Origin of the sequence: Klebsiella sp. A-Nf5, assembly GCF_002810545.1 — a bacterium.
Taxonomy (GTDB): domain Bacteria; phylum Pseudomonadota; class Gammaproteobacteria; order Enterobacterales; family Enterobacteriaceae; genus Klebsiella; species Klebsiella variicola.
On sequence record NZ_PIOG01000184.1, the window covers coordinates 61,365 to 82,940 of the forward strand.

Sequence of the window (21,576 nt, forward strand, 5' to 3'; positions counted from 1 at the left end):
TTTATCATTGATTAAGATCACTACTGTATACGCCATTTAACATTGATATAAGTATTAGTTTGGCTACCTGGGAGAAACAGAAATGAACATCAACGTGGTCGGCACCAGCGGCTCAGGCAAATCCACCCTGGCCCGGCGCCTGGCACACCGGCTGGGACTACCCTGGATCGAGCTCGATCGCCTGTACTGGCGGCCGAACTGGCAGGGCACGCCGGATGAGGCGTTTTTCGCCGCCATTGCCGCCGCCACGGCCTCGCCGGGCTGGGTGCTGGATGGCAATTACAATCGCAGCCGCAGCGTCAAATGGCGCGAGGTGGATCTGGTGATCTGGGTCGATTATAGCCTCTGGCGCACGCTGCGCCAGGCGGTGTGGCGGGCGGCGAGCCGGGCGTGGCGGCATCAGGAGCTGTGGCCGGGCACGGGCAACCGCGAGAGCTTTCGCCGTTCGTTCTGCAGCCGGGAATCCATTATCCTCTGGACGCTGAAAACCTGGCGGCAGAATCGCCGACGCTATCTGGCCGATATGCAGGATCCGCAATATCGTCATATTCGCTTCGTCCGGGTGCACAATCCGCGGCAGGCAGAGGCGCTGCTCCGCGAGCTGGAAGCGCAGCGGTCAGGCGGGCATATCTAATTTTCAGCAGTACACATGTGAATTAATTGTTTCTCAATAGTTAGCAGAGATTTTAATAATGCAGGCACGTACTTTCATATGAGCCTGCGAAATGTCTTATCGAATCAGTATCCTGGATAAAAGTCCGCTTGCCGCCGGGGAAACCGCCGCGCAGGCGCTGGCGCGTACATTAACGCTGGCGCAACACGCCGAAGCCTGGGGCTATCACCGTTTCTGGGTCGCCGAACACCACAATACCGATCAGCTGGCGAGCCCCTCGCCGGAGCTGGTTATCGCCTGGCTGCTGGGCCACACCCGGCGGATCCGCCTCGGGTCCGGCGGCGTCATGCTCCAGCACTATAGCCCCTATAAGGTCGCGGAAAACTTTAACCTGCTGGCCGCCCTCGCGCCGGGTCGCATCGATCTCGGCGTCGGCAAAGCGCCTGGCGGCCTGCCGCTCTCCACCCGCGCCCTGCAGCAGGGCCTGCATCAGGAGGAGAAAGGGACCTTTGCCGATCAGCTGGCGCAGCTGGATAACTGGCTGTCGCTGACTGAGCCCGGTGGAGAGGAGAGCCTGCGCGCCACGCCGATCCCGCCGCGTCGGGCCGACGGTTTCCTGCTCGGTGCCAGCCTGGAGAGTGCGGAACTGGCGGCTCGTCTTGACTGGAACTTTGTCTTTGCCGCTCATCTCAATGGTGACAGCGCGCTGCGCCGTTCCGTGTTCAACCGCTGGCGCGAGCTGAGCCCGCGTGAGGCGATCGTCGCCGTGCAGGTGGTGGTGGCCGACGATCCGGCCACCGCCGCCGCGCTGGCGCAGCAGGTCGAGGTGTGGGGCGTCGAGCTGGAGAACGGCCAGCGGGTGACCGTCGCCAGTGAGGCTCAGGCCGTCGCCTTTGCCCGCCAGGCTGGCAGCCGGCCGACACGCATCCACCGCCGCGAATCCTCACTGATCTCCGGTACTCCCGAACAGGTTAAAGCCCGGCTTGACGCGCTGCAGGCGGAAGATCAACTGGATGAACTCATCATTGATACCCCTATTAGCGACGGGCCAGCGCGCCTGCACTCCCTGCGCCTGCTGGCGCAGGCTCACTACGGCAAGGAGGTGCTGAATGTCCTTTGAACAACAACTGATTAGCTGGCGGCGCGAGCTGCACCAGAACCCGGAGCTCTCCCTGCAGGAGGTGGCCACCACCGCGCGGATCCACGACTGGCTGCAGAGCGGCGGGCTGACCCTGCTGCCCTACGATCTGAAAACCGGGCTGGTCACCGAAGTCGGCAGCGGCGACAAGGTGGTTGCCCTGCGGGCGGACATCGACGCGTTGCCCATCGAGGAGGCGACCAGTCTGTCCTATCGCTCGCAGAACCCCGGGGTGATGCATGCCTGCGGCCATGATATTCACACCAGCGTGATGCTGGGGGCGGCGCTGCTGCTGAAGGAGCGGGAAGCGGAACTCCCGGGGCGGGTGCGGATCCTGTTTCAGCCGGCGGAGGAAAATTTTGGCGGGGCAAAAACCCTGATCCGTGCCGGGGCGCTGGAGGATGTGTCGGCGATCTTTGGCATGCACAATGAGCCCGGCCTGCCGGTGGGCGAATTTGCCACCCGCGGCGGCGCGTTCTACGCCAACGTCGACCGCTTCGTCTTCAAAGTGACCGGGAAGGGGGCGCATGCCGCCCGCCCACACGAAGGAAAGGATGCGATCCTGCTGGCCAGCCAGCTGGTGACGGTGCTGCAGAGCGTGGCCAGCCGGGAAGTGAACACCCTCGACTCGGTGGTGCTCAGCGTGACGCGGATCCAGGGAGGCAATACCTGGAACGTGCTGCCGGAGAGCGTCGAGCTGGAAGGGACGCTGCGTACTCACAGCAGTGAAGTGCAGCAGCGGGTCAAGGCCCGGGTCAGCGAGATCGCGGCCGGTTTCGCCAGCGCCTTTGGCGCACAGATTGACGTCTTCTGGTATGCCGGCCCGACGGCCCTGGTCAATGACGCCCGCTGGGCCGACTTCGCCAGCGACGTGGCGGCCCAGGCTGGGTACCGCACCCATCACGCCGATCTGCATCTCGGTGGCGAAGATTTTGCGGTCTATCTTCAGCATATTCCCGGGGCGTTCGTCAGCATCGGCAGCGCCAGCGAATATGGTCTGCACCATCCGGCATTTAATCCGGACGAACGGCTTATTGCGCCCGCAGCGCACTATTTCGCCCAGCTGGCGGAACAGGCATTACAACACATTTAATGGATGACAGGGGAAGGGGTAGCTATGTCTGAAAATCGACAATTGCGTCTGGGAACGATATTACATGGCGCATCGGGAAATATGTCCGCCTGGCGTCATCCGGCGGCGCAGGCTGACGCCAGTATTAATTTTAACTTCGTCACACAGACGGCGTTAAAAGCGGAAGAGGGAAAGCTGGATTTCATTTTTGTCGCCGACGGGTTATATATCAATGAAAAATCGATTCCCCATTTTTTAAATCGCTTCGAACCTTTAACGGTACTTTCCGCGCTGGCCGCGGTCACCCGGCGTCTGGGACTGGTGGGGACCTTATCCACTTCGTACAGCGAGCCGTTTACCACCGCCCGCCAGTTCGCCAGCCTCGACCATTTAAGCCAGGGACGGGCGGGGTGGAACGTCGTCACTTCGCCGCTGGAAGGGTCGGCGAAAAACTTCTCCCGGGCTCAGCATCCGGATCATGCGCTGCGCTATCGCATTGCCGATGAATATCTGCAGGTGGCGAAAGGCTTATGGGATTCGTGGGAAGAAGACGCCTTCGTGCGCAATAAAGAGAGCGGCCAGTTCTTTGACAAAAATAAACTGCATACGCTCGATCACCATGGCGATTTCTTTAAAGTGGCCGGCCCGCTGAATATTGCCCGTACGCCACAGGGACGGCCGATTATTTTCCAGGCCGGCGCGTCGGACGACGGCAAGAAATTAGCCGCACGCCACGCCGATGCCATTTTTACCCATCAGGAATCGCTGGCCGAGGCGCAGGCATTTTATCAGGATGTCAAAAGCCAACTCACCGCATATCAGCGCACCCCGGACCAACTGCATATCTTCCAGGGCGTCAGCGTCATCGTCGGGGATGACGCCGAGGATGCGGAACGTCAGTACCAGACTACCGCGGCGCTGGTCTCCATCGAGGATGCGCTGAATTATCTGGGGCGGTATTTCGAACATCATGATTTTTCACAGTATCCGCTTGATGAGCCGTTCCCGGATATTGGCGACCTCGGACAAAACAGCTTCCGCAGCACCACCGACGAGATTAAACGTCACGCCCGCGAGCGGGGATTAACCCTGCGCCAGGTGGCCCTGGAGGCAGCGAGCCCGCGTCCGCGCTTTACCGGCACCGCCAGCGATGTCGCCGATGGCCTGCAATTGTGGTTCGAACAGCACGCGGCGGACGGCTTCATTATTCAGGGCGGCACGCCGGAAACCTTCCCGCGCTTTGTGGATGAGGTGGTTCCGCTGTTACAGGCGCGCGGCCTGTTCCGTCGCGACTATCCGGGCACCACCCTGCGGGAAAGTCTGGGTCTGGCGCTACCTGCTAATCAATTCCAAAAATAATAAAAGAGAATCACGCTATGCAGAAAACAACACTCTTGCTGGCCGTCGCGTTGGCATTTAGCGCCTCGTCGTGGGCCCAGGACGTCAAGATCAATGGCACCGGGGTGAGCCTGGAGGCCAACAAAACGCCGATTCACACCGCGAAAAATCCACAGGCCATTGCGCTGTTGCCGAAAGATCTGCATCTGGCGGTGCCGGGGAAATTCACCGTCGCGGTGGCAGCCCTGAACTCACCACCGCTGACGGTCTTCGCCGATGACAACAAAACCCTGCTCGGCAGCGAGACGGATATCGCCCGACTGGTGGCGGAGAGCCTCGGACTGGAAGTGAACGTGGTTCCTACTTCATGGGAAGACTGGCCGCTGGGCGTCACCTCCGGCAAATATGATGCCGCGATCAGCAATATTACCGTCACCAAAGAGCGCAAAGAGAAGTTCGATTTCGCCACCTACCGCAAGGACTCGCTGGGCTTCTACGTCAAAAGCACCAGTCCGCTGAGCAAAATTGACAAGGCGGAAGACATCGCCGGGCTGAAGATTATCGTCGGCTCCGGTACCAACCAGGAGGCGATCCTGCTGGCGTGGAACGCAGAGAACGTCAAGAAGGGGCTGAAGCCGTTTACCCCGGTCTACACCAAGGATGACGCCGCCCAGACGCTGGCTCTGCAAACCGGACGAGCCGACGCCTTTTTTGGCCCTAACGTAATTGGCGCATGGAAAGCGGCGCTGACCGGCAAAACCAAACTGGTGGGCAGCGTCGACGGCGGCTGGCCGAAAGCGGCGCATATCGCGGTGACGCTGAAAAAAGACAGCGGGCTGGTGAATGCCGTCCAGGCGGCGCTGAACGGCGCTATCGCCAGCGGGGACTACGCCAAAGTGCTTAACCGCTGGGGCGAAGGGGTGGAGAGTATTCCGCAATCAGAAATCAACCCACCCGGACTGGGCGACTGACAGGAGGCGCGATGAGCGAAGCATTCCGCGATATTTCTCCGGACGCACCGGAGCTGCAGCCGATTATTAGCGGGCTGTTTGCCGAATATGCCGCCCGCTACGGCGACTATTTTTCCCGCGATGCGGAAGTGGAGTTGACTGAGTGGTATTTGCCGCCGCAGGGGTTGTTTATCGTCCTTGAGCGTGAGGGAGAAATTATCGCCACCGGTGCTTATAAACCGAAAGATCGCCACACCGCGGAGATCAAACGTATCTGGACGCACCGCCGTCTGCGCCAGCAGGGGCTGGCGGCGAAGGTGGTCCAGGAGCTGGAGCGGCGGGCGGTGCTGGCCGGGTACAGCCATATCTACCTGACCACCGGCTTCCGTCAACCGGAGGCGGTAAAGCTCTATCTCAGCCAGGGGTATGAGGCGCAGTTTGACCTCACGCGAGACCCGGAAGAGTACAGCCAGCCGCCCTATGACGGCCGACTGCGGTTCACTAAAGCGCTGGCGGTGAGCGCCTTCAGCCACAGCGCCTGAGGAGGCATGATGCATTCATCTGAAACAATAAAAGTGGTGCCGGCGCGCTATCCGCTGCGGGTAGTCGGGGCGCTGGTCGCCCTGCTGGTGCTGGCGGTGGTGATCCAGTCGGTGGCCTTTAACCCGCGCTGGGAGTGGGGCGTCTTCGCCCGCTGGTTCTTCGACCCGGTGATCCTCGAGGGGTTGGGACAAACCCTGCTCCTGACCCTGCTCGGCACGGTGCTGAGCGTGATCTTCGGCGGCCTGCTGGCGCTGGCCCGCTTGTCCTCATCGTGGCTGCTCAGTAGCCTCGCCTGGGGTTATATCTGGCTGTTTCGCTCGCTGCCGCTGATTGTGGTGCTGATTATTCTCTATAACTTTTCTTATCTCTACGACACCCTGTCGCTGGGGATCCCGTTTACCGGCGTGACCTGGGCCAGCTATCAGACCATTAACGTGCTGGGGCAATTCTCCACAGCGGTGGTGGGCCTGACGCTGGTGCAGAGCGCCTATACCGCGGAGATCATTCGCGGCGGCTTTTTGGGGGTCGACCATGGGCAGTATGAAGCCGCCGCCGCGCTGGGGCTTCCCGCCTGGCGACGTACGTTGCGCATTATTCTGCCGCAGGCGCTGCGCACCATCCTGCCCTCCGGCTTCAATGAGATCATCAGTCTGGCGAAAGGAACGGCGATGGTGTACGTCCTGGCGATGCCGGAGCTGTTCTACACCATCCAGATGATCTACAACCGTACCCAGGAGGTGATCCCGCTGTTGATGGTCGGCGCCGCCTGGTATCTGGCGATCACCAGCGTCCTCTCCGCCATTCAGTATCTGGTGGAACGCGCCCTGGCGCGCAGCGAGCGCCGCTCGGCGGTAAACAGCGCCCGCAGCAGCCGTCTGAATCAACCCGCACGTCAACCACAGCCCCAGGAGGCCGTTCATGCCCAGCTCTCATAATGGCCATATCTCTATCACCGGGGTCAGCAAATACTATGGCCGCCACAAGGCGCTGGACGATGTGTCGCTGGAGATCCCCCCGGGCACGGTGACGGTGATCCTCGGCCCTTCCGGCTCGGGCAAGTCCACGCTGCTGCGCACCATTAATCACCTCGAACGCGTCGATGAGGGATTTATTCAGATTGATGGCGACTATATCGGCTATCGCCGCAAAGGCGACAAGCTGTATGAGATGAAAGAGAAGGAGATCCTCCGCCAGCGGATCAACGTCGGCTACGTTTTCCAGAATTTTAACCTGTTTCCGCATCTGACGGTGCTGGAGAACCTGATAGAGGCGCCGATCGCCCACAAGCAGGTCACGCGCAAAGAGGCTATTGCCCGCGCCTATGAACTGCTGGACGTCGTCGGACTGCGCAATAAAGCCGACGCCTGGTCGCGGCATCTCTCCGGCGGCCAGCAGCAGCGTATCGCGATTGCCCGGGCGCTGGCCCTGGACCCGCGGGTGATCCTGTTTGATGAGCCCACCTCGGCGCTGGATCCTGAGCTGGTGGGCGAGGTACTGGATGTGATCAAGAAGCTGGCGCGCTCCGGTACCACCCTGGTGGTGGTGACCCACGAGGTAGGCTTTGCCCGCGAGGTGGCCGACCAGGTGGTGTTTATGGTCGACGGCAGGATCGTCGAGCAGGGCAGCAGCGATGAGGTGCTCAACCATCCGCAGCATCCGCGTACCCGGCAGTTTTTATCCAGGGTGCTGCCGTCATGAACAGAGCGATAGTGACCCTTGTGCTCAGCGCCCTCGCCATGGACGCTCAGGCGGCGCTGGATCTGCGCGCCAATGAGCAGCCATTGCCGGTCACCCGCGACCCGCAGGCGATAGCGAAAATTCCGCCAGGCTATCGCTTCGTGGAGCCGGGGACGCTAACGGTGGCGATCTCGGCGCTCAATTCGCCGCCGCTGGCGCTGCTGGCCAGCGACAACCGCACGCGGATCGGCAGCGACCCGGATGTTGCCCGCCTGCTGGCCGGAAGCCTTGGCCTGAAACTCAGGCTGGTGCCCACCGCGTGGGAGGACTGGCCGCTGGGCATCGCCTCCGGCCGCTACGACGTGGCGCTGATCAATATCGCGGTGACCGAGAAGCGCAAAGAGAAGTTCGATTTTGCGACTTACCGGGTGGACTCCCTGGCCTTCTCGGTGAAATCCACCAGCGACATCGCCGCGGTAAACGGACCCGCTGACCTCGCCGGGCGCAAAGTGATCGTCGGGTCCGGCACCAATCAGGAACGGATCCTGCTGGGCTGGAACGACGACAACCGGGCAGCCGGGCGGCCGCTGGCCCAGCCGGTCTACCTGACCGATGATGCCTCCGGCAATCTCTATATCCAGTCCGGGCGAGCGGATATCTTTTTCGGCCCGCAGTCGGTGGCAGCCTATAAGGCCGCTCTCAACGGACAGACCAGGGTGGTGGGCCTGGGGCCGAAAAAGGCGTGGGTGGCGACGACCACTAAAAAAGGCAACGGCCTGGTCTTTGCCTTGCAGGCAGCACTCGACGGGGCGATTGCCCGCGGTGAATATCAGCAGGTGCTGGCGCGCTGGGGAGAGCAGGGCGAGGCGGTGGCGCAGTCGGTGGTCAACCCGCCGGGGATTACCTACTAAAAAACCGCTGTTTCGCCGGAGTACGATGCGAAACAGCGGAGGCGAATGCTCGCCAGGGTCTTCAATCAAACGGTGCGTGGAGTGAGCGTCAAGCGATCCAGCGGCCCAACGATAAACAGATAGGAGAACAGACCCAGCACGCCCATGGAACCGACGTAGAGAATGGCGTAATCAAACGAGTGGGTGTTGGCGAGGATCACCCCGATGACCAGCGGGGTAATGATGCTCGCCAGGTTACCGCACATATTGAACACGCCACCGGCAATACCGAGCATCTCTTTCGGCGAGGTGTCGCTCAGCACACACCAGCCGAGGTTCCCGAAACCTTTGGCAAAGAACGCCAGACTCATGGCGGCGATCACCACCACTTCCGAGGAGGTGTAGTTGGCGACGACAATGACGCAGGAGAGCAGCATGCCGCAGATCACCGGGAGCTTACGGGCGGTGGTCAGACTGTAACCGCGTTTCAGCAGCCAGTCCGAAAACACGCCGCCCAGCAGGCCGCCGATAAATCCGGCAATCGCCGGGATACTGGCGACAAACCCGACCTTGAGGATTGATATGCCTTTAGCCTGGTAGAGGTAAGTCGGAAACCAGGTGAGGAAGAACCAGGTAATCGATGTGACGCAGAACTGGCCGATATAAACCCCGATCATCATGCGATTGACGCAGACGCTTTTAATCTGCGCGAGAGTTAATTTTTGCTTTGTTTTTTGGCTACCTAATTCCGGTACGCCGCCGCCTTCACGAATATAATCGAGCTCCTGCGGGTTAATTTTAGGGTGATGTGAAGGATCCTTTACTTTTACCAGCCAGAATATTCCCAGCACCACCCCGATAGCGCCAATATAATAAAAGACATAGTGCCAGCTTAAATTATGCAGAATGATGGTCATCAGCGGCGTAATAATGCCCAGCGAAATATACTGCGCGGCCTGATAGACTGAGGTGACAAATCCACGCTCTTTATTGGGGAACCACTGGACGCTCAGGCGACTGTTGGCCGGAAAAGCGGGGGCTTCAATGGCGCCCATCATCAGACGCAGGATCACCAGCACCACCAGCGGACTGGCAAACAGATAAATAGTGCCCTGAAACATAGTGACGACCGACCAGCCAATCAGCGCGCAGCCGTAGACCAACCGCGAACCATATTTATCCAGCAGCCAGCCACCGGGGATTTGCATAATGACGTAGGAAATACCAAAAACCGAAAAGGCCAGGCCCATTGCTTCAGGGTCAAAACCTAACTCTTTACTCATCATCGGCGCGACAACGGACAGGGTGGCCCGGTCTGCATAATTAAATACGGTCGCGAGAAATAAAAAAACCAATATTCCGTAACGCACGTTGCTGCGTTTTATTTGCTGTTGCATGTTATTCAACTCCTTTGCAGGGTTGTGAAGACACGTCATCTTTCATGCCGCTTTGATGCTTGCTGACGGATTTCGTGTATTGCGAGTACAGCGGGTCAGAGGTTTATCCCCGGTGGCGCTGCGCTTACCGGGGCTACGGGTTCTCAGTGGGCTGCGGACCGGTAGCCCGGATAAGGCGTGGACGCCGTCATCCGGGAAAAGTCATTACGGGCGAGTTCCAAACTCGCAGCTTTGCTGGGTCCAGCGGCGGGCCTGCTCGCTGAGGGTGAAGCCCAGACCATGGCGTTCGGAAACCCACATCCGGCCATCGCGCAGTTCTAACTGCTCGTTAAACAGCGGGTTCAGCCACTCGAAGTGCTCCAGCCACGGTTCCAGCGGGTAGGCGGCGGCGAGATGCAGGTGCACCTCCATCGCAAAGTGCGGGGCCAGTTTGCGACCGTGCTTCGCGGCCAGATCCATTATTTTCAGGAACGGGGAGATCCCACCGACGCGCGGGGCATCCGGTTGCACGAAGTCGCTGGCGTTGCCGAGGATCAACTGCTCATGTTCGCGGAAGCTGGTCAGCATCTCGCCGGTGGCAATCGGCGTATCCAGCGCGGCGGCCAGCTGCGCGTGGCCTTCGACGTCATAGGCATCCAGCGGCTCCTCAATCCAGATCAGATTGAACGGCTCCATTTTGCGCCCCATGCGGATGGCGGTTTCGCGATCCCATTGCTGGTTGGCATCCACCATCAGCGGAAAGTCATCACCCAGCACTTCGCGCACCGCCGTCAGACGACGGATATCCTCGGCAGTATTAGGCTGACCGACTTTCAGTTTAATCCCGCCGATGCCGTTTTCACGGGAGATAGCCACGTTTTTCAACACCTGATCCAGTGGGGTATGCAGGAAGCCGCCGGAAGTGTTGTAGCACTGCACGGAATCACGATGTGAACCCAGCAGTTTGGCCAGCGGTAGACCGGCGCGTTTGGCTTTCATATCCCACAGGGCAATATCGATAGGGGAGATAGCTTGTACCGCCATGCCGCTACGGCCGACGGAAGCCCCGGCCCACAACAGTTTGGTGTAGATCTTGTCGATGTCGTTTGGATCTTCGCCAAGCAGATTATCGGCTATCTCTTTGGCGTGAGCGTAAATGCCCTGGCCGCCCGCACGTTTCGAATAACTAAAGCCAACGCCGGTGAATCCATCCCGGGAGTGAATTTCCGCGATGATAATCGCCACTTCGGTCAGCGGTTTTTGACGACCGGTCAGCACTTTGGCATCGCTGACGGGAGTGGCCAGCGGCAGAAAAGCCAGCGACAGCCTGACGTGGTCAATGCGGTCACCGGTTTCAGCGGCGGTTTTGACGCCGGTGGTTTTGGCGTAGGTTACGGACTCGGAATTGGCGCTTGAGGTCATAGTGGTGTCCTTTTCGATAATTAAATGATTGCGCTATCATTTGTAATGGTGAAATGCTTTTGACGCTACGGTAGTGGTTTTAATTTGTACAAACGATCACAATTGGCCGTTATAAAGGCGAAAAATTTGCCGTGCAGGTCACAATCCAAAACAGTTTGTGAAAAGTGACAAGTTATAATGATAGCGATAACATTTTGTGTTGCAGGTCGTTGATTCTGTTAGGGGAGAAGCGGCGGGCGCTGGCAATTGCGTGGGGCATCATCAATAATGCCCACAGGAAACGACTTAACACAGGGGCTTAGCCGTGAAAAGCAAAAAACCGACGCGGGCGCCGACGCTGGAGGATGTGGCTCGCAGCGCCGGGTTGTCGCCGATGACGGTCAGTCGGGCGCTGAATACGCCCCAGCTGGTCAGGCCAAAAACGGTAGAGAAAGTGATGCAGGCGGTGCAGGCGACGGGCTATATCCCCAATGCGCTGGCCGGCGGCCTCGCCTCCAGGCGCAGCAAACTGGTGGCGGTCGTGGTACCGCAAATCAATAACAATATGTTTGTCGATACCATCCAGGCGCTGAGCGATACCCTGGCGGCGCGCGGCTACCATATGCTGCTGTGCGTGGCGGGCTATGACCGGCACACCGAAGCCGAGCTGGTCTCCACCTTGCTTTCGCGGCGCCCTGATGGCGTGGTGTTAACCGGCATCCAGCATGCACCGCTGTTAAAGAAAACGATCCTTAACGCCGCCACGCCGGTGGTGGAAATCTGGGATCTCACCCCGACGCCGCTGGATATGCTGGTCGGTTTTTCCCATGAAAAAGTGGGCGAAACCATTGGCGAGTACGTGCTGGAGAAAGGCTACCGGCGACCAGGCCTGCTGTGGGCGGGCGATGCGCGCGCGATGTTGCGTAAGCAGGGGCTCTGTGCCCGACTGGCTAAAAAAGGGCTGGACGATGCGCCTCAGGTTGAAGTGCCGCTCCCGGCGTCGCTGGCGCTGGGGCGAAGCGGTCTGGCGGAGCTGCTCGCCGGCGGCGAATTTGATGTGATCATCTGCAGCTCAGACACCCTCGCCCAGGGGGCGATTATGGAAGCCGAAAGCCGGGGGCTACGCGTACCGCAGGAACTGGCGGTGATCGGTTTTGGCGATCTGGATTTCGCCGCCAGCAATCGTCCGGCCATCACTACCGTCAGCGTCGACCGTCATGCCATCGGTGAACGGGCCGCCACGCTGCTGGCTGACCGCATCGAAGGGGGAGAAGACAGCGGGGTGATTATAGATATCGGCTTTCAGCTGGTGGCACGAGAATCGGCGTAGGCCTGCCTTTTCAGGGCGTGGTGTGCCGGGTGGGTGAGCGGCGAATTTCTGCCTACACTTAGGCTTTACCCTGGAGGCAGACCATGATAACCGTTTATGGCGTGCCGGGATGGGGCTCGACGATTAGCGAGCTGATGCTCTCCCTGGCCGATATTCCCTACGAGGTGGTTGACGTGGAGGGCTTTGACCAGCCCGGTCCGGCGCGCGAGCGTCTGCGGCAGATTAACCCGCTGTGCCAGGTGCCCACCCTGCAGCTGGCCGACGGGAGCATCATGACCGAAACCGCCGCCATCGCGCTGATGATCCTCGACCAGCGTCCCGATCTGGCCCCCGCGCCAGGGACGCCGCAGCGTCAGCAGTTCCAGCGTCTGCTGGTCTGGCTGGTGGCCAACGTCTATCCTACCTTTACTTATGCCGATTACCCGGAACGCTGGGCGCCCGCCGCCGCGGAGCAACTGGTGGAGAATTGTCGCCAGTACCGGAAAAATCTCTATCTCTGGTTCGAACAGCAGCTGGCCGCCGGGCCGTGGGCGCTGGGCGCGTCGGTAACGTTGCTGGATTGCTATATCGCGGCGATGTACAGCTGGGGGCCGCGACAGGCGTGGTTTGACGACCACGCGCCAAAATTCGCCGCCATCGCCCGGGCGGTCTGTCAGCGACCGGAGTTGGCCGCGGCGCTTCGCCGTAACAAGCTGATTTAACGCACGCGATGGCAACCAGAACGGCCATTCTGTGGTAGCGTTATGGTTCTGACCACAAGGAGTCTTTGCTATGCCGCATGTTGATATTAAATGCTTTCCCCGTGAACTGACTGACGAACAAAAAACCGCGCTGGCCGCCGACATCACTGAGGTGCTGATCCGCCATCTGAACAGCAAAGAGAGCGCTGTCAGCGTCGCGCTGACTCAGGTTGAGCCGGACGCGTGGCAGGCGGTGTGGGACAGTGAGATCGCCCCGCAGATGGCGCAGTTAATTAAGAAGCCGGGTTATAGCATGTAGTTGCCACTGGCGGGCATGAAGTCCGCCAGTGACGATCCGTCAGAACCAAATCTCCGTCTGCACGCCGAAGTTCCATGTCCCACCGGCGGTAAAGCCTTTACTGCCGAAATCATCGTTGATCGCATAACGATCCAGGTCTTTATCCCAGTTCATCCACGTGACAAAGAAACGTATCTCCGGCCGCGCTTTGATATCAAACACATCGCCCACTTTAAAAGTGGGGGCGAAGGTCAGCTTGTAGAAATCACCGCGCACCGCCTGATACTGATAAACGTTGTCATTATAGCGATAGCTGCGCCCGTTCGGATTGAGATCCATATACTGCCACGAGGCCTCATACAGCAGGGCGAAGTGAGCGGAGATCCCTTGCGACACCCGCAGGTTAAACGTCGCCCAGTCGTAGCGGTCGCCGTCGCGATAGCGGTCTTCGCTGTGCTGGGCTATCACCGACGGCGCCAGCTGCCAGTTTTTCCCCAACGGCAGGATCCCGTACGAGGCAAAGCGCAGGGAAGCCGCGTTCTCGGTCAGGTCGCCATCGCTCCCAGGCTGACGCGCTTCGGCGCCCAGCCCGACGCCGTACTGCAGCGCGCTTTCCGACACCCCCGGCGCCAGGCCGTAGAACTGCTGTTTGTCGTGCAGGGCCAGCATCGCGTAGTAGCCGTTTTTGGCGGTGTTATCGCTGCGCAGGGCATAGCTCCCGGTGGTCGAGGTATTATCTTTCAGGTCATCGTTACCCTGGGCGGTCATCACCGTGGTCATCAGCTGCCAGTTGCCGTAAAAATGGTTGGCGGTGAACAGCAGATTCTGGATGTCATTATCCGCGTAATTATCGCTGCCAAGGTCGCCGAAGTTACGCGCATACACCGAATAATCGCCGCGCAGGCCGCTTCCCCAGTCGACATCGTTGATCCCGCCGCCGGTGCCACCGAGGAACATGATGTCGCTATCGGTAAAGTGGATATCGAAGTTATCCCGATCGAAGCGTTTGCCGGCCCAGATCGAGGCGCGTTTTAACGGTCCGGTGAACTCGGCGAAGTCGCCCATCTCGACGTACAGCTGACGAATGTTCAGATGGTGGCTGTCGTTATCCTGAACCCACGGATCCGGGTTGGTGGCCCCGTCGGCGAGCATGGTCTTAAAGCGCGCCCATGAGCCATCGTTGAAGGTAAGCTTTTTGCCAAAGCTCAGCTCAGCGTAATTATCTTTTTCGTTGCCGAGACGACCGACGTGGGCATCGCCGTTGAGCGAACTGGCCGGGGAGATGCCTGGCCCGCCGCGGGCACCTTTGCCGTGGCTGTTGACTAACATTCCGGAACGGGCGTAGGCGTTAAAGGTAAAGCCGTCGTCCGGGGCGCGCTTCGCCAGCTGCTCGCTCAGCTGCTGATTGGTGGCCTGCTGTTTTTGTTCGCGGGCCGTGGTCTGCTGGCTGAGCGCCTGCACCTGCTGCTCCGCCGCCGCCGCGCGCTGTTCAGCGGCGGCGGTTTGCTGTTCTGCCCGCTGCGCGCGGCGGCTGGCTTCGCTGGCCTGCTGTTCGGCGAGATTGAGGCGCGCTTCCAATTGCGCCAGCCGTTGTTCGACGCTCAACCCGGCGGCGCTGGTGAGTGGAAAAAGGGCGCAGCAAACCGCTGCGCTAATCACAGAGATACGCATAAAAGTCCTTAATTTATCCAGAGGTTAAATCAGCGGGGCGCCTTACATGGCGGGGGATTCTCCGGTGGCCGGGGCCGGGGCTGGCGAGGCGCCGCGTCCGGCATCGAGGTCGGCACGGATCTGCTCATAGTGATCGTCGAGGCGGTAGAAGCGGCCCATCCACAGCATCGAAGCGAGGATCAACAGCGCCGGAATGTACAGATAGCAGGCCTTGATGGCCAACAGGGCGCTGTCGCTTTGCGCCTGGTTGGCGATATAGCCGCCGGAGGAGAGCAGTACCCCGGTGATCGCCCCGGCGCTGGCCATCGCCACCTTGCCGAGAAAGCCGTTTATCGAGGTCAGGATCCCAGCGGTATTAATGCCGGTTTTCCACACGCCGTAATCCACCGGGTCGGCCTGCATCGAGAAATAGATAGCCGTGCGCTGACCGGCGCCAAGGGAGAGGATCACCGCCCCGACGATCAGCCCCAGCGCGTAGGTGCCAGAGAGCATCATCATCCCCATCCCGAGCAGATTGATCGCGCTGGCGACCAGATAGACATGACGTTTTTTCATGCGTCGGGCCAGCAGCGGGACGGTGAGGGTGCCGAGCAGGGGAACGAAGGTGGAGATCCCGGCGATAACCGCCGTCAGCTCGGTATTCCCGACGTAATAGTGGAAGAAGTACACCAGCGCTCCGGTCTGAAAGAAAAAGGCCCCCCACATCAGAAAGATATTGCTGGCGAAGATCCACCACGGACGATTGGCGCGGAGGCTAATCCAGGCGCGTTTCAGGGTCATGCGCTCCCCGGTGAGGGTGATCTTTTCTTCGACGTTGCGAAAGCTCACCAGCAGGAAAAAGGCCGCCAGTACGCCAAAAATCACTGCGGTATAGAGGAATCCCTGCTGCTGATTGCCCTTGCCCAGCGCACCGACCAGCGGCAGGGTGGCCACGGCGACGATGGTGGCCCCGAGGGATCCCAGCAGAATACGTACCGCCGACAGCGTGGTGCGCTCTGCGGAATCACTGGTTAAAAACGGCAGCATGGCGCAGAACGGAATGTTCACCAGAGTGTAGAGGAACGACAGACACAGATAGGTGACAAAGGCGTACAGCAGTTTGCCGGTGGTGCCGAAATCCGGCACATAAAAGGCCAGAATACACAGCAGACCAAAAGGCAGGGCGCCGATCAGCAGCCAGGGACGGCAGCGCCCCCAACGGGTGGCGGTATTGTCGATCACCAGCCCCATCAGCACGTCGGCCACGCCATCCACCAAGCGGGTGACCAGGAACATCAGCCCGACGTAATAGGCCGGGAGGCCCATCACGTCGGTGTAAAAGAACATCAGATACAGAGAGATCATCTGCCACACAAGGTTGCAGGAGAGATCGGCAATGCCATAACCAAGGCGCTGCCGCCACAGGGTAAACGTTGTTTCTGCCATAAATCACTCGCTTATCGTTGTTGTTAAAGTCCGTACTGGCGAATAAACCAGGCCGGGGTACAGCTCCACGCATGGCAGTAACTGTTGATGAGCTTACTGCCATACGGGGAAAAGTCAGGATGCTGTGGGTCGAAAATTTCCCAGAAGGTGTCGGCGCCGTAGTCAACCATCGCCCCCCAGTAGGCCTTGATCTCCGCTACCGCCTCCTCGCGCAGGCCGCACTGCAGCAGGGCGACAATGTGATGATGGCGCAGGTACGGGGTATTCATGGCAATGGCGGGCGGCTGTTGCTGCAGGCGGCGCATCAGCGCTTGCCGCTGCCCGGCGGTGCCAACCTCCGCCAGTACCAGCCAGATCTGCGATGCCCATGAGACCTGGCGCGCGGCGCCGCTGATAAACACCTGCCGCTCGCTGTCCCACAGGTGCTGCTGAGCGGCCTCTTTCAGCTGCGCCAGTGTGGCGGTGTCGTCGGGTACCCGCTGTGGCTCAATACGCTGCGCCAGCCAGATGGCGCGCTGCAGGCAGTAGATGAGCACCCCCTGCGCCGCCGCCTGTTTATTCAGATCCGCCTGCCAGTCGATAAATACCCACCAGTCATCGCTGTCGCGCACCAGGCCGCGGGTATCGCAACGGGTCAGCGCCAGCTCGATTTGCCGTCGCGCCGTGGGCCACAGTTCACGGGCGGTTTCCATGTCGCCAGTGCTTTGCAGGTAGTGATAGAGTACGTCGACAAAAAATAATGAATAATCAAAGAGAAAGGTGTCATCGGCGCGCACGTCAGGCTGGACAAAGACATTGGCGGAGACCATGCCATCTTCCCGGGTATGGCCGGCAAACAGGTACAGGCAGCGGCGGACCAGATCGTGGTGGCCGAAGGTCACGTCATTGACCAGCGCCTGCAGGCGCAGGTCGCCGAGCCACAGCCGACGGTCGCGTTTCGGCCCATCCTCAAACACCTCCTGCATGCAGTTTTGCAGGGTGCGAACCGCGACGTCATCAATGGCTTTCATCTGCGGATCGGCGATGACCGCCGGCTGCGGGTTGCCGGCAGAGGTAACGGTTTCCAGGGCTATCTCATCGAACTGCAGACGAAATTTGCGCGACAGCGCTTTGATCTCCACCTTCAGATAGCGCAGGCAGTAGCGACGTGGCAGGTCAACCCGGGCGGGCAGGACGTCGAGCCACAGATCCTGTTGCTGCAACCAGCTGCTGCTCAGCCACCCCTGGTACTCGCTGAACGGCTCGCAGACTTCGCTCAGCGTTTCGCCGAAGGTGAAGTGCAGATGGGCCGGGGCATCCGGCGGGCTGCCGACGCTGCGACAGCTGAACTGCAGGTAGCCAACAAAATGGCTGCCAAAGTCAATAATGATGCTGTCGCCGACGCTGAGCGGTTGCTGATAAAACTGCTCCGGGGTGCAGACGGCATGCCCCCGCCAGCCGGTCAGCGCCTTGGGATCGGGTTCAGCCCTGACGATGGCCTGTGGCGCCTGGCGCTGACGATGCAGCGCGGGCGTCAGGGCGGCCGCACGCTGTAATAAATGCGGATGGCGGGTCATCGCCACACTGGAATTGTATTGAATTGCCTGTGACATACTGCGTCCTCTCCATTAGGTTAGGCGCAGCATAGGCCGTCGTCTGGCGGCGCCACCACTCTGGCAATGCCAAACCGTCAGTGAAAATGGCAGGAATAATGAGGTGGGGGCGCTGGCGATCACAAATCCGCACATCGGGCGAGTGACGAAGGCTGGAATAGATTATCGTGCCCCTGCGCACCACGCTGTTCAGGATTTGCTGTAATGATGACACTGACCGTTGAGTATTATTTCACCCATCCCCAGGATAAGCTCGGCATGTACGCCAGCGACCCGGAAGATAATAGCCAGGAACATGGCCACGAGTTTGCCGAGCTGGTGATCGTCGAGGAGGGGCATGGATTACACGTTATTAATGGCCGCCCGCTGTATATCCAGCAGGGCGATGTATTTTACGTCCAGCCTGGCGATGTCCACTATTATGATGAGCTGGGGACGCTGAAGCTGATTAATGTCTTAATTAATCCGGCGGTGGCCTTTCGCTATTTACAGCAGATGGAGGGATTGCTGCAGCAATTATCGGCGCAGCGCGCCGCCTGCTATGGCTGGCTGGCGCCTGAGACCCGCAGCTATTGTCGGGAACTGGTGGAAAAGATATTTTCCCTGGCGCTGAGGGCGGCGGATAATACCCCGCTACGTGAGTCTCTCTTTTTCCAGCTGGTGACCACCATTCTCACAGCCGAGTCGGAAGCAGAATATAGCAGCACCCGCTATAAACTCCATAAATTACTCACCTGGCTGCAGGAGCACTGTTTCGAAGAACATAACTGGCAGCAGCTGGCGGAGCAATTTCATCTCACCACCCGCACGGCGTTTCGCCATATTAAAGAGGCCACCGGCTTAACGCCGGATAATTATCTGAAACGCCTGCGGCTGGTCTCCGCGCGGGTCAAATTACGTGAAACGGAGATGACCATTACCGAAGTGGCTTATCTGTGCGGCTTCGCCAACAGCAACCACTTTACCACCCTGTATAAAAAAGTGTTTGGCCTGACCCCCAGCGCCGATCGCCGCCGCCCACCGTGTTGAAAAGGGGGGGGCCGCAGGCCGGGCAGGGGAAACCGGCCGCCTGCGGCAAGTCACGCTTATTCGTCGAGGGAGTTTGCCCGCACATGACGACCGCTGGCGACAAAATTGCCGGTGCCAAGATGATGCAGGGTATTGAGCTTATCGTCGTCGAACTGCCAGCGTCCGGTGACGAACGCGCGCTCATCGGCGGCGGCAGACACCACCTCCCCGAACAGGGTGTCGTACTGGGTCTGGGCCGCCGTCGCCGGCAGCAGTCGGCACTCCATCCATGCCAGACACTTCTCCTCGATCAGCGGCAACCCCAGCTCCGGACCGGTCACTACCGGGATCCCCCAGGCATTGAATTTGTCCTCATCGCGGCCGCTGACGCTGCCGACGGCGTAGGTCCAGCTGGCGGCGGCGACGCCGGGAACCACAATGCCGAAGGTGCCGTTGCGCTCGATGATCTCCCGCGTCCAGGTGCTTTTATCCACCACAATAGCCACCCGCGGCGGGGCGAATTCCACCGGCATTGACCAGGCGGCGGCCATGACGTTGCGCCGGTCGGACGGGGCATCGTAGCTGGTGATCAAAATGGTCGGGCCGTGGTTGAGCAGGCGGCTGGCATATTGCAGTTCAACGTGGCGAAAGCGGCTCATAGGCGTTCCTTGAATAATGGGTCGGTTGGCAGGTAACACGTTAAGCCGCAATGAAAATGTAATCAATACGTCATCTCGTCTGACTATAGTCGCCAGCACTAAGTCCCAAAGAGGATCACAATATGTTGGCTCCCCTGATGTTATCCCAGGTGAGCGTGCCCCGTCGGATGTCGGCCGCCGGGCAGGTCTCGCTGTCCCGAAAGGGAGGGCGATGATGCGCACGCTGACCCCTATCACCCTGCAGGAGGTCTCTTTTGCCTTCGCAGAGACTCCCGTTCTTGACCGTTTCTCGTTGCATATCGAACCCGGCCGCATCGTGGCGCTACTGGGTCCGTCCGGCTGCGGCAAAAGCACTTTGCTGCGTCTGCTGGCCGGGCTGAGCGTGCCGGCCAGCGGCGAAATCCGCTTTGGCGACAGGCTGGTCGCCCGCGCAGGATGGGGATTGCCCCCGGAGCAGCGCGATATCGGCATGGTTTTTCAGGATTACGCCCTCTGGCCGCATATGAGCGTGGCGCAGAACGTCGCCTTTCCACTGCGCATGCGCGGTGTCTCCCGTAGCGAACGCGAGCGCCGGGTCAGCGAGGCGCTGGCGCGGGTAGGCCTCAACGGTTTCGCCGAACGTAAACCCTCTGGTCTTTCTGGCGGTCAGCAGCAGCGGGTGGCGCTGGCGCGGGCGATCGTCGCCGCGCCGCGGGTGCTGCTGTTTGATGAACCGCTCTCCAACCTGGACAGCGAACTGCGCGAATCGCTGTGCGGCGAAATGAGCCGCCTGTTGCGACAGCTCGGCATCACCGCCGTGTATGTCACCCATGACCGACGTGAAGCCGAGCTGTTAGCCGACCAGATTGTCTATTTATCCGCGGGCCGCGTGGCCGCTGTCCGCGCCGTTACGCCAACCTCAGGGGAAGTTGCATGAACACCGTTATGACCGTTAAGAAAGGAGTGGTACTCGCGATGGCTCTCTCCGCCATGATGCTTTCCAGCGCCCATGCGCTGACCGTTTACACCGCCGGCCCTGGCTCGCTGGCGAAAAGCCTGGCCAGCGGTTTTGAACAACAGACCGGGGTGAAGGTGACGGTTTTCCAGGCCACCACCGGCAAAGTGATGGCCCGACTGGAGGCCGAGCAGGCCAACCCGCAGGCGGATGTGCTGATCTCCGCCTCGTGGGATACCGCCGAAGATCTGCACCAGCGGGGCTGGTTGCTGCCTTTTGCGAGCGCCAACGCCGACCAGGTACCGGCGAACCTGAAATCAGCGGACTATATCGCCCAGGGCGTCTCCGCCCTGGGTATTGTCTGGAACAGTAAAAGTGGCACCCCGGAACCGAAAGAGTGGCGGGATCTCACCCAGCCGGCGTTTAAAGACAAGGTGACAACCCCCGACCCGGCGCTCTCCGGCGCGTCGCTGGATTTGCTGATCGGGCTGCAAAACAGCATGGGCGACCAGGCCTGGCAACTGTTTGACGATCTGAAAAAGAACGGCATGGTGGTCAGCGGACCCAACGCCCAGGCGGTGACGCCGGTGATGCAGGGGGCGAAAGCAGCGGTATTTGGCGCGGTGGATTATGTCTCCTACGGCAATATTCAGCAGGGCGAGTCGCTGAAGGTGATCTTCCCGGCCAGCGGAACGGTGATTGCCCCGCGCCCGATGATGATCCTCAAAACCAGCCAGCATGCCGACGATGCCAAAGCCTTTATCGATTATGTTCTGTCGCCGGAAGGTCAGGCGAGGGTTGCCGATGCCTGGCTGATGCCCGCCCGCCGCGACGTGGCGGCCAAACGTCCGTTACTGGACGCGCTGAAGGTGCTGCCCACCACCAGCGAAGGCAGCAGCGAACGGGGCGCCGTGCTCGCCCGCTTCAGTCAGCTGTACGCGCAGTAATTGCTCCTGTTCCTCCGGCGCTGGCCGCCGGGGG

At 60.1% G+C, this 21,576-nt stretch carries 19 protein-coding genes and 1 pseudogene; 14 read left to right on the forward strand and 6 right to left on the reverse strand.

What is annotated here, in order from left to right:
* Positions 1-82: 82 nt before the first annotated feature.
* The 8 genes and pseudogenes from CWM53_RS19915 (at position 83) to CWM53_RS19955 (ending at position 8,242) form a co-directional block, all read left to right on the forward strand.
* Positions 83-634, forward strand: a complete 552-nt coding sequence (locus tag CWM53_RS19915) for a shikimate kinase (RefSeq protein ID WP_074385709.1) — start codon at positions 83-85, stop codon at positions 632-634.
* Positions 635-725: 91 nt separating this feature from the next.
* The gene (locus CWM53_RS19920; protein WP_074385710.1) at positions 726-1,733 is read left to right on the forward strand and encodes an MsnO8 family LLM class oxidoreductase; all 1,008 of its coding nucleotides are present in this window, start codon (positions 726-728) and stop codon (positions 1,731-1,733) included.
* Positions 1,723-2,844: a M20 peptidase aminoacylase family protein gene (locus CWM53_RS19925; protein WP_100729613.1), complete on the forward strand. Its 1,122-nt coding sequence runs from the start codon at positions 1,723-1,725 to the stop codon at positions 2,842-2,844. Before CWM53_RS19920 ends, CWM53_RS19925 begins: the two co-directional genes overlap by 11 nt.
* 24 nt (positions 2,845-2,868) lie before the next feature.
* Positions 2,869-5,132 (forward strand): annotated as a pseudogene (locus tag CWM53_RS32025) (NtaA/DmoA family FMN-dependent monooxygenase).
* 11 nt (positions 5,133-5,143) lie between these two features.
* Positions 5,144-5,653, forward strand: coding sequence for a GNAT family N-acetyltransferase (locus tag CWM53_RS19940; protein WP_008804708.1), 510 nt, complete (start codon positions 5,144-5,146; stop codon positions 5,651-5,653).
* Between the two features lie 9 nt (positions 5,654-5,662).
* Positions 5,663-6,589, forward strand: coding sequence for an amino acid ABC transporter permease (locus CWM53_RS19945; protein WP_008804709.1), 927 nt, complete (start codon positions 5,663-5,665; stop codon positions 6,587-6,589).
* On the forward strand, positions 6,573-7,352 hold the full coding sequence (locus CWM53_RS19950; RefSeq protein WP_008804710.1) for an amino acid ABC transporter ATP-binding protein: 780 nt from the start codon (positions 6,573-6,575) through the stop codon (positions 7,350-7,352). Before CWM53_RS19945 ends, CWM53_RS19950 begins: the two co-directional genes overlap by 17 nt.
* Positions 7,353-7,390: 38 nt before the next feature.
* Complete coding sequence (locus CWM53_RS19955) at positions 7,391-8,242, forward strand: transporter substrate-binding domain-containing protein (protein ID WP_162678287.1); 852 nt, start codon at positions 7,391-7,393, stop codon at positions 8,240-8,242.
* Between the two features lie 65 nt (positions 8,243-8,307).
* On the opposite strand, the gene CWM53_RS19960 is transcribed toward CWM53_RS19955, so the two are convergent.
* Both CWM53_RS19960 and CWM53_RS19965 read right to left on the reverse strand, forming a co-directional pair.
* Complete coding sequence (locus tag CWM53_RS19960) at positions 8,308-9,618, reverse strand: MFS transporter (RefSeq protein WP_100729615.1); 1,311 nt, start codon at positions 9,616-9,618, stop codon at positions 8,308-8,310.
* Between the two features lie 204 nt (positions 9,619-9,822).
* Positions 9,823-11,019 (reverse strand): L-talarate/galactarate dehydratase, encoded by a 1,197-nt coding sequence (locus CWM53_RS19965; protein WP_061154444.1) that lies wholly within the window; start codon positions 11,017-11,019, stop codon positions 9,823-9,825.
* A 304-nt stretch (positions 11,020-11,323) separates the two neighbouring features.
* Here CWM53_RS19965 and CWM53_RS19970 point away from each other — a divergent pair, with 304 nt between their 5' ends.
* The 3 genes from CWM53_RS19970 to pptA all read left to right on the forward strand — a co-directional run bounded on the left by CWM53_RS19970 (position 11,324) and on the right by pptA (position 13,327).
* Positions 11,324-12,328 (forward strand): LacI family DNA-binding transcriptional regulator, encoded by a 1,005-nt coding sequence (locus tag CWM53_RS19970; RefSeq protein ID WP_100675513.1) that lies wholly within the window; start codon positions 11,324-11,326, stop codon positions 12,326-12,328.
* 83 nt (positions 12,329-12,411) lie between these two features.
* Positions 12,412-13,029: a glutathione S-transferase family protein gene (locus tag CWM53_RS19975; RefSeq protein WP_100630559.1), complete on the forward strand. Its 618-nt coding sequence runs from the start codon at positions 12,412-12,414 to the stop codon at positions 13,027-13,029.
* Positions 13,030-13,099: 70 nt separating this feature from the next.
* A complete protein-coding gene (pptA, locus tag CWM53_RS19980; RefSeq protein ID WP_002906690.1) occupies positions 13,100-13,327 on the forward strand; it encodes a tautomerase PptA in 228 nt (75 codons plus the stop codon).
* Between the two features lie 39 nt (positions 13,328-13,366).
* Here the strand turns inward: pptA and CWM53_RS19985 are convergent, their stop codons facing one another.
* From CWM53_RS19985 to CWM53_RS19995, 3 genes are read right to left on the reverse strand one after another with little or no spacing between them, the layout of a single operon-like run.
* Positions 13,367-14,977: a carbohydrate porin gene (locus CWM53_RS19985; protein ID WP_012968090.1), complete on the reverse strand. Its 1,611-nt coding sequence runs from the start codon at positions 14,975-14,977 to the stop codon at positions 13,367-13,369.
* Between the two features lie 42 nt (positions 14,978-15,019).
* A complete protein-coding gene (locus CWM53_RS19990) occupies positions 15,020-16,402 on the reverse strand; it encodes an MFS transporter (protein ID WP_100729616.1) in 1,383 nt (460 codons plus the stop codon).
* Positions 16,403-16,425: 23 nt separating this feature from the next.
* The gene (locus tag CWM53_RS19995) at positions 16,426-17,994 is read right to left on the reverse strand and encodes a family 78 glycoside hydrolase catalytic domain (protein WP_100729617.1); all 1,569 of its coding nucleotides are present in this window, start codon (positions 17,992-17,994) and stop codon (positions 16,426-16,428) included.
* Positions 17,995-18,198: 204 nt separating this feature from the next.
* On the opposite strand from CWM53_RS19995, the gene CWM53_RS20000 reads away from it, so the two are divergent.
* A complete protein-coding gene (locus CWM53_RS20000; RefSeq protein WP_074385719.1) occupies positions 18,199-19,023 on the forward strand; it encodes a helix-turn-helix domain-containing protein in 825 nt (274 codons plus the stop codon).
* A gap of 56 nt (positions 19,024-19,079) precedes the next feature.
* Here CWM53_RS20000 and CWM53_RS20005 read toward each other — a convergent pair whose 3' ends face one another.
* Positions 19,080-19,661, reverse strand: a complete 582-nt coding sequence (locus CWM53_RS20005) for a flavin reductase family protein (protein ID WP_004151228.1) — start codon at positions 19,659-19,661, stop codon at positions 19,080-19,082.
* 211 nt (positions 19,662-19,872) lie between these two features.
* Here CWM53_RS20005 and CWM53_RS20010 point away from each other — a divergent pair, with 211 nt between their 5' ends.
* Both CWM53_RS20010 and CWM53_RS20015 read left to right on the forward strand, forming a co-directional pair.
* A complete protein-coding gene (locus CWM53_RS20010; RefSeq protein ID WP_012541582.1) occupies positions 19,873-20,577 on the forward strand; it encodes an ABC transporter ATP-binding protein in 705 nt (234 codons plus the stop codon).
* Positions 20,574-21,542 (forward strand): ABC transporter substrate-binding protein, encoded by a 969-nt coding sequence (locus tag CWM53_RS20015; RefSeq protein WP_008804721.1) that lies wholly within the window; start codon positions 20,574-20,576, stop codon positions 21,540-21,542. Before CWM53_RS20010 ends, CWM53_RS20015 begins: the two co-directional genes overlap by 4 nt.
* Positions 21,543-21,576: the final 34 nt, after the last annotated feature.

Coding starts and splice junctions, on each gene's coding strand:
- CWM53_RS19915 (WP_074385709.1), top strand. CDS start 83: ATGAACATCAACGTGGTCGGCACCAGCGGCTCAGGCAAATCCACCCTG.
- CWM53_RS19920 (WP_074385710.1), top strand. CDS start 726: ATGTCTTATCGAATCAGTATCCTGGATAAAAGTCCGCTTGCCGCCGGG.
- CWM53_RS19925 (WP_100729613.1), top strand. CDS start 1,723: ATGTCCTTTGAACAACAACTGATTAGCTGGCGGCGCGAGCTGCACCAG.
- CWM53_RS19940 (WP_008804708.1), top strand. CDS start 5,144: ATGAGCGAAGCATTCCGCGATATTTCTCCGGACGCACCGGAGCTGCAG.
- CWM53_RS19945 (WP_008804709.1), top strand. CDS start 5,663: ATGCATTCATCTGAAACAATAAAAGTGGTGCCGGCGCGCTATCCGCTG.
- CWM53_RS19950 (WP_008804710.1), top strand. CDS start 6,573: ATGCCCAGCTCTCATAATGGCCATATCTCTATCACCGGGGTCAGCAAA.
- CWM53_RS19955 (WP_162678287.1), top strand. CDS start 7,391: ATGGACGCTCAGGCGGCGCTGGATCTGCGCGCCAATGAGCAGCCATTG.
- CWM53_RS19960 (WP_100729615.1), bottom strand. CDS start 9,618: ATGCAACAGCAAATAAAACGCAGCAACGTGCGTTACGGAATATTGGTT.
- CWM53_RS19965 (WP_061154444.1), bottom strand. CDS start 11,019: ATGACCTCAAGCGCCAATTCCGAGTCCGTAACCTACGCCAAAACCACC.
- CWM53_RS19975 (WP_100630559.1), top strand. CDS start 12,412: ATGATAACCGTTTATGGCGTGCCGGGATGGGGCTCGACGATTAGCGAG.
- pptA (WP_002906690.1), top strand. CDS start 13,100: ATGCCGCATGTTGATATTAAATGCTTTCCCCGTGAACTGACTGACGAA.
- CWM53_RS19985 (WP_012968090.1), bottom strand. CDS start 14,977: ATGCGTATCTCTGTGATTAGCGCAGCGGTTTGCTGCGCCCTTTTTCCA.
- CWM53_RS19990 (WP_100729616.1), bottom strand. CDS start 16,402: ATGGCAGAAACAACGTTTACCCTGTGGCGGCAGCGCCTTGGTTATGGC.
- CWM53_RS19995 (WP_100729617.1), bottom strand. CDS start 17,994: ATGTCACAGGCAATTCAATACAATTCCAGTGTGGCGATGACCCGCCAT.
- CWM53_RS20000 (WP_074385719.1), top strand. CDS start 18,199: ATGATGACACTGACCGTTGAGTATTATTTCACCCATCCCCAGGATAAG.
- CWM53_RS20005 (WP_004151228.1), bottom strand. CDS start 19,661: ATGAGCCGCTTTCGCCACGTTGAACTGCAATATGCCAGCCGCCTGCTC.
- CWM53_RS20010 (WP_012541582.1), top strand. CDS start 19,873: ATGATGCGCACGCTGACCCCTATCACCCTGCAGGAGGTCTCTTTTGCC.
- CWM53_RS20015 (WP_008804721.1), top strand. CDS start 20,574: ATGAACACCGTTATGACCGTTAAGAAAGGAGTGGTACTCGCGATGGCT.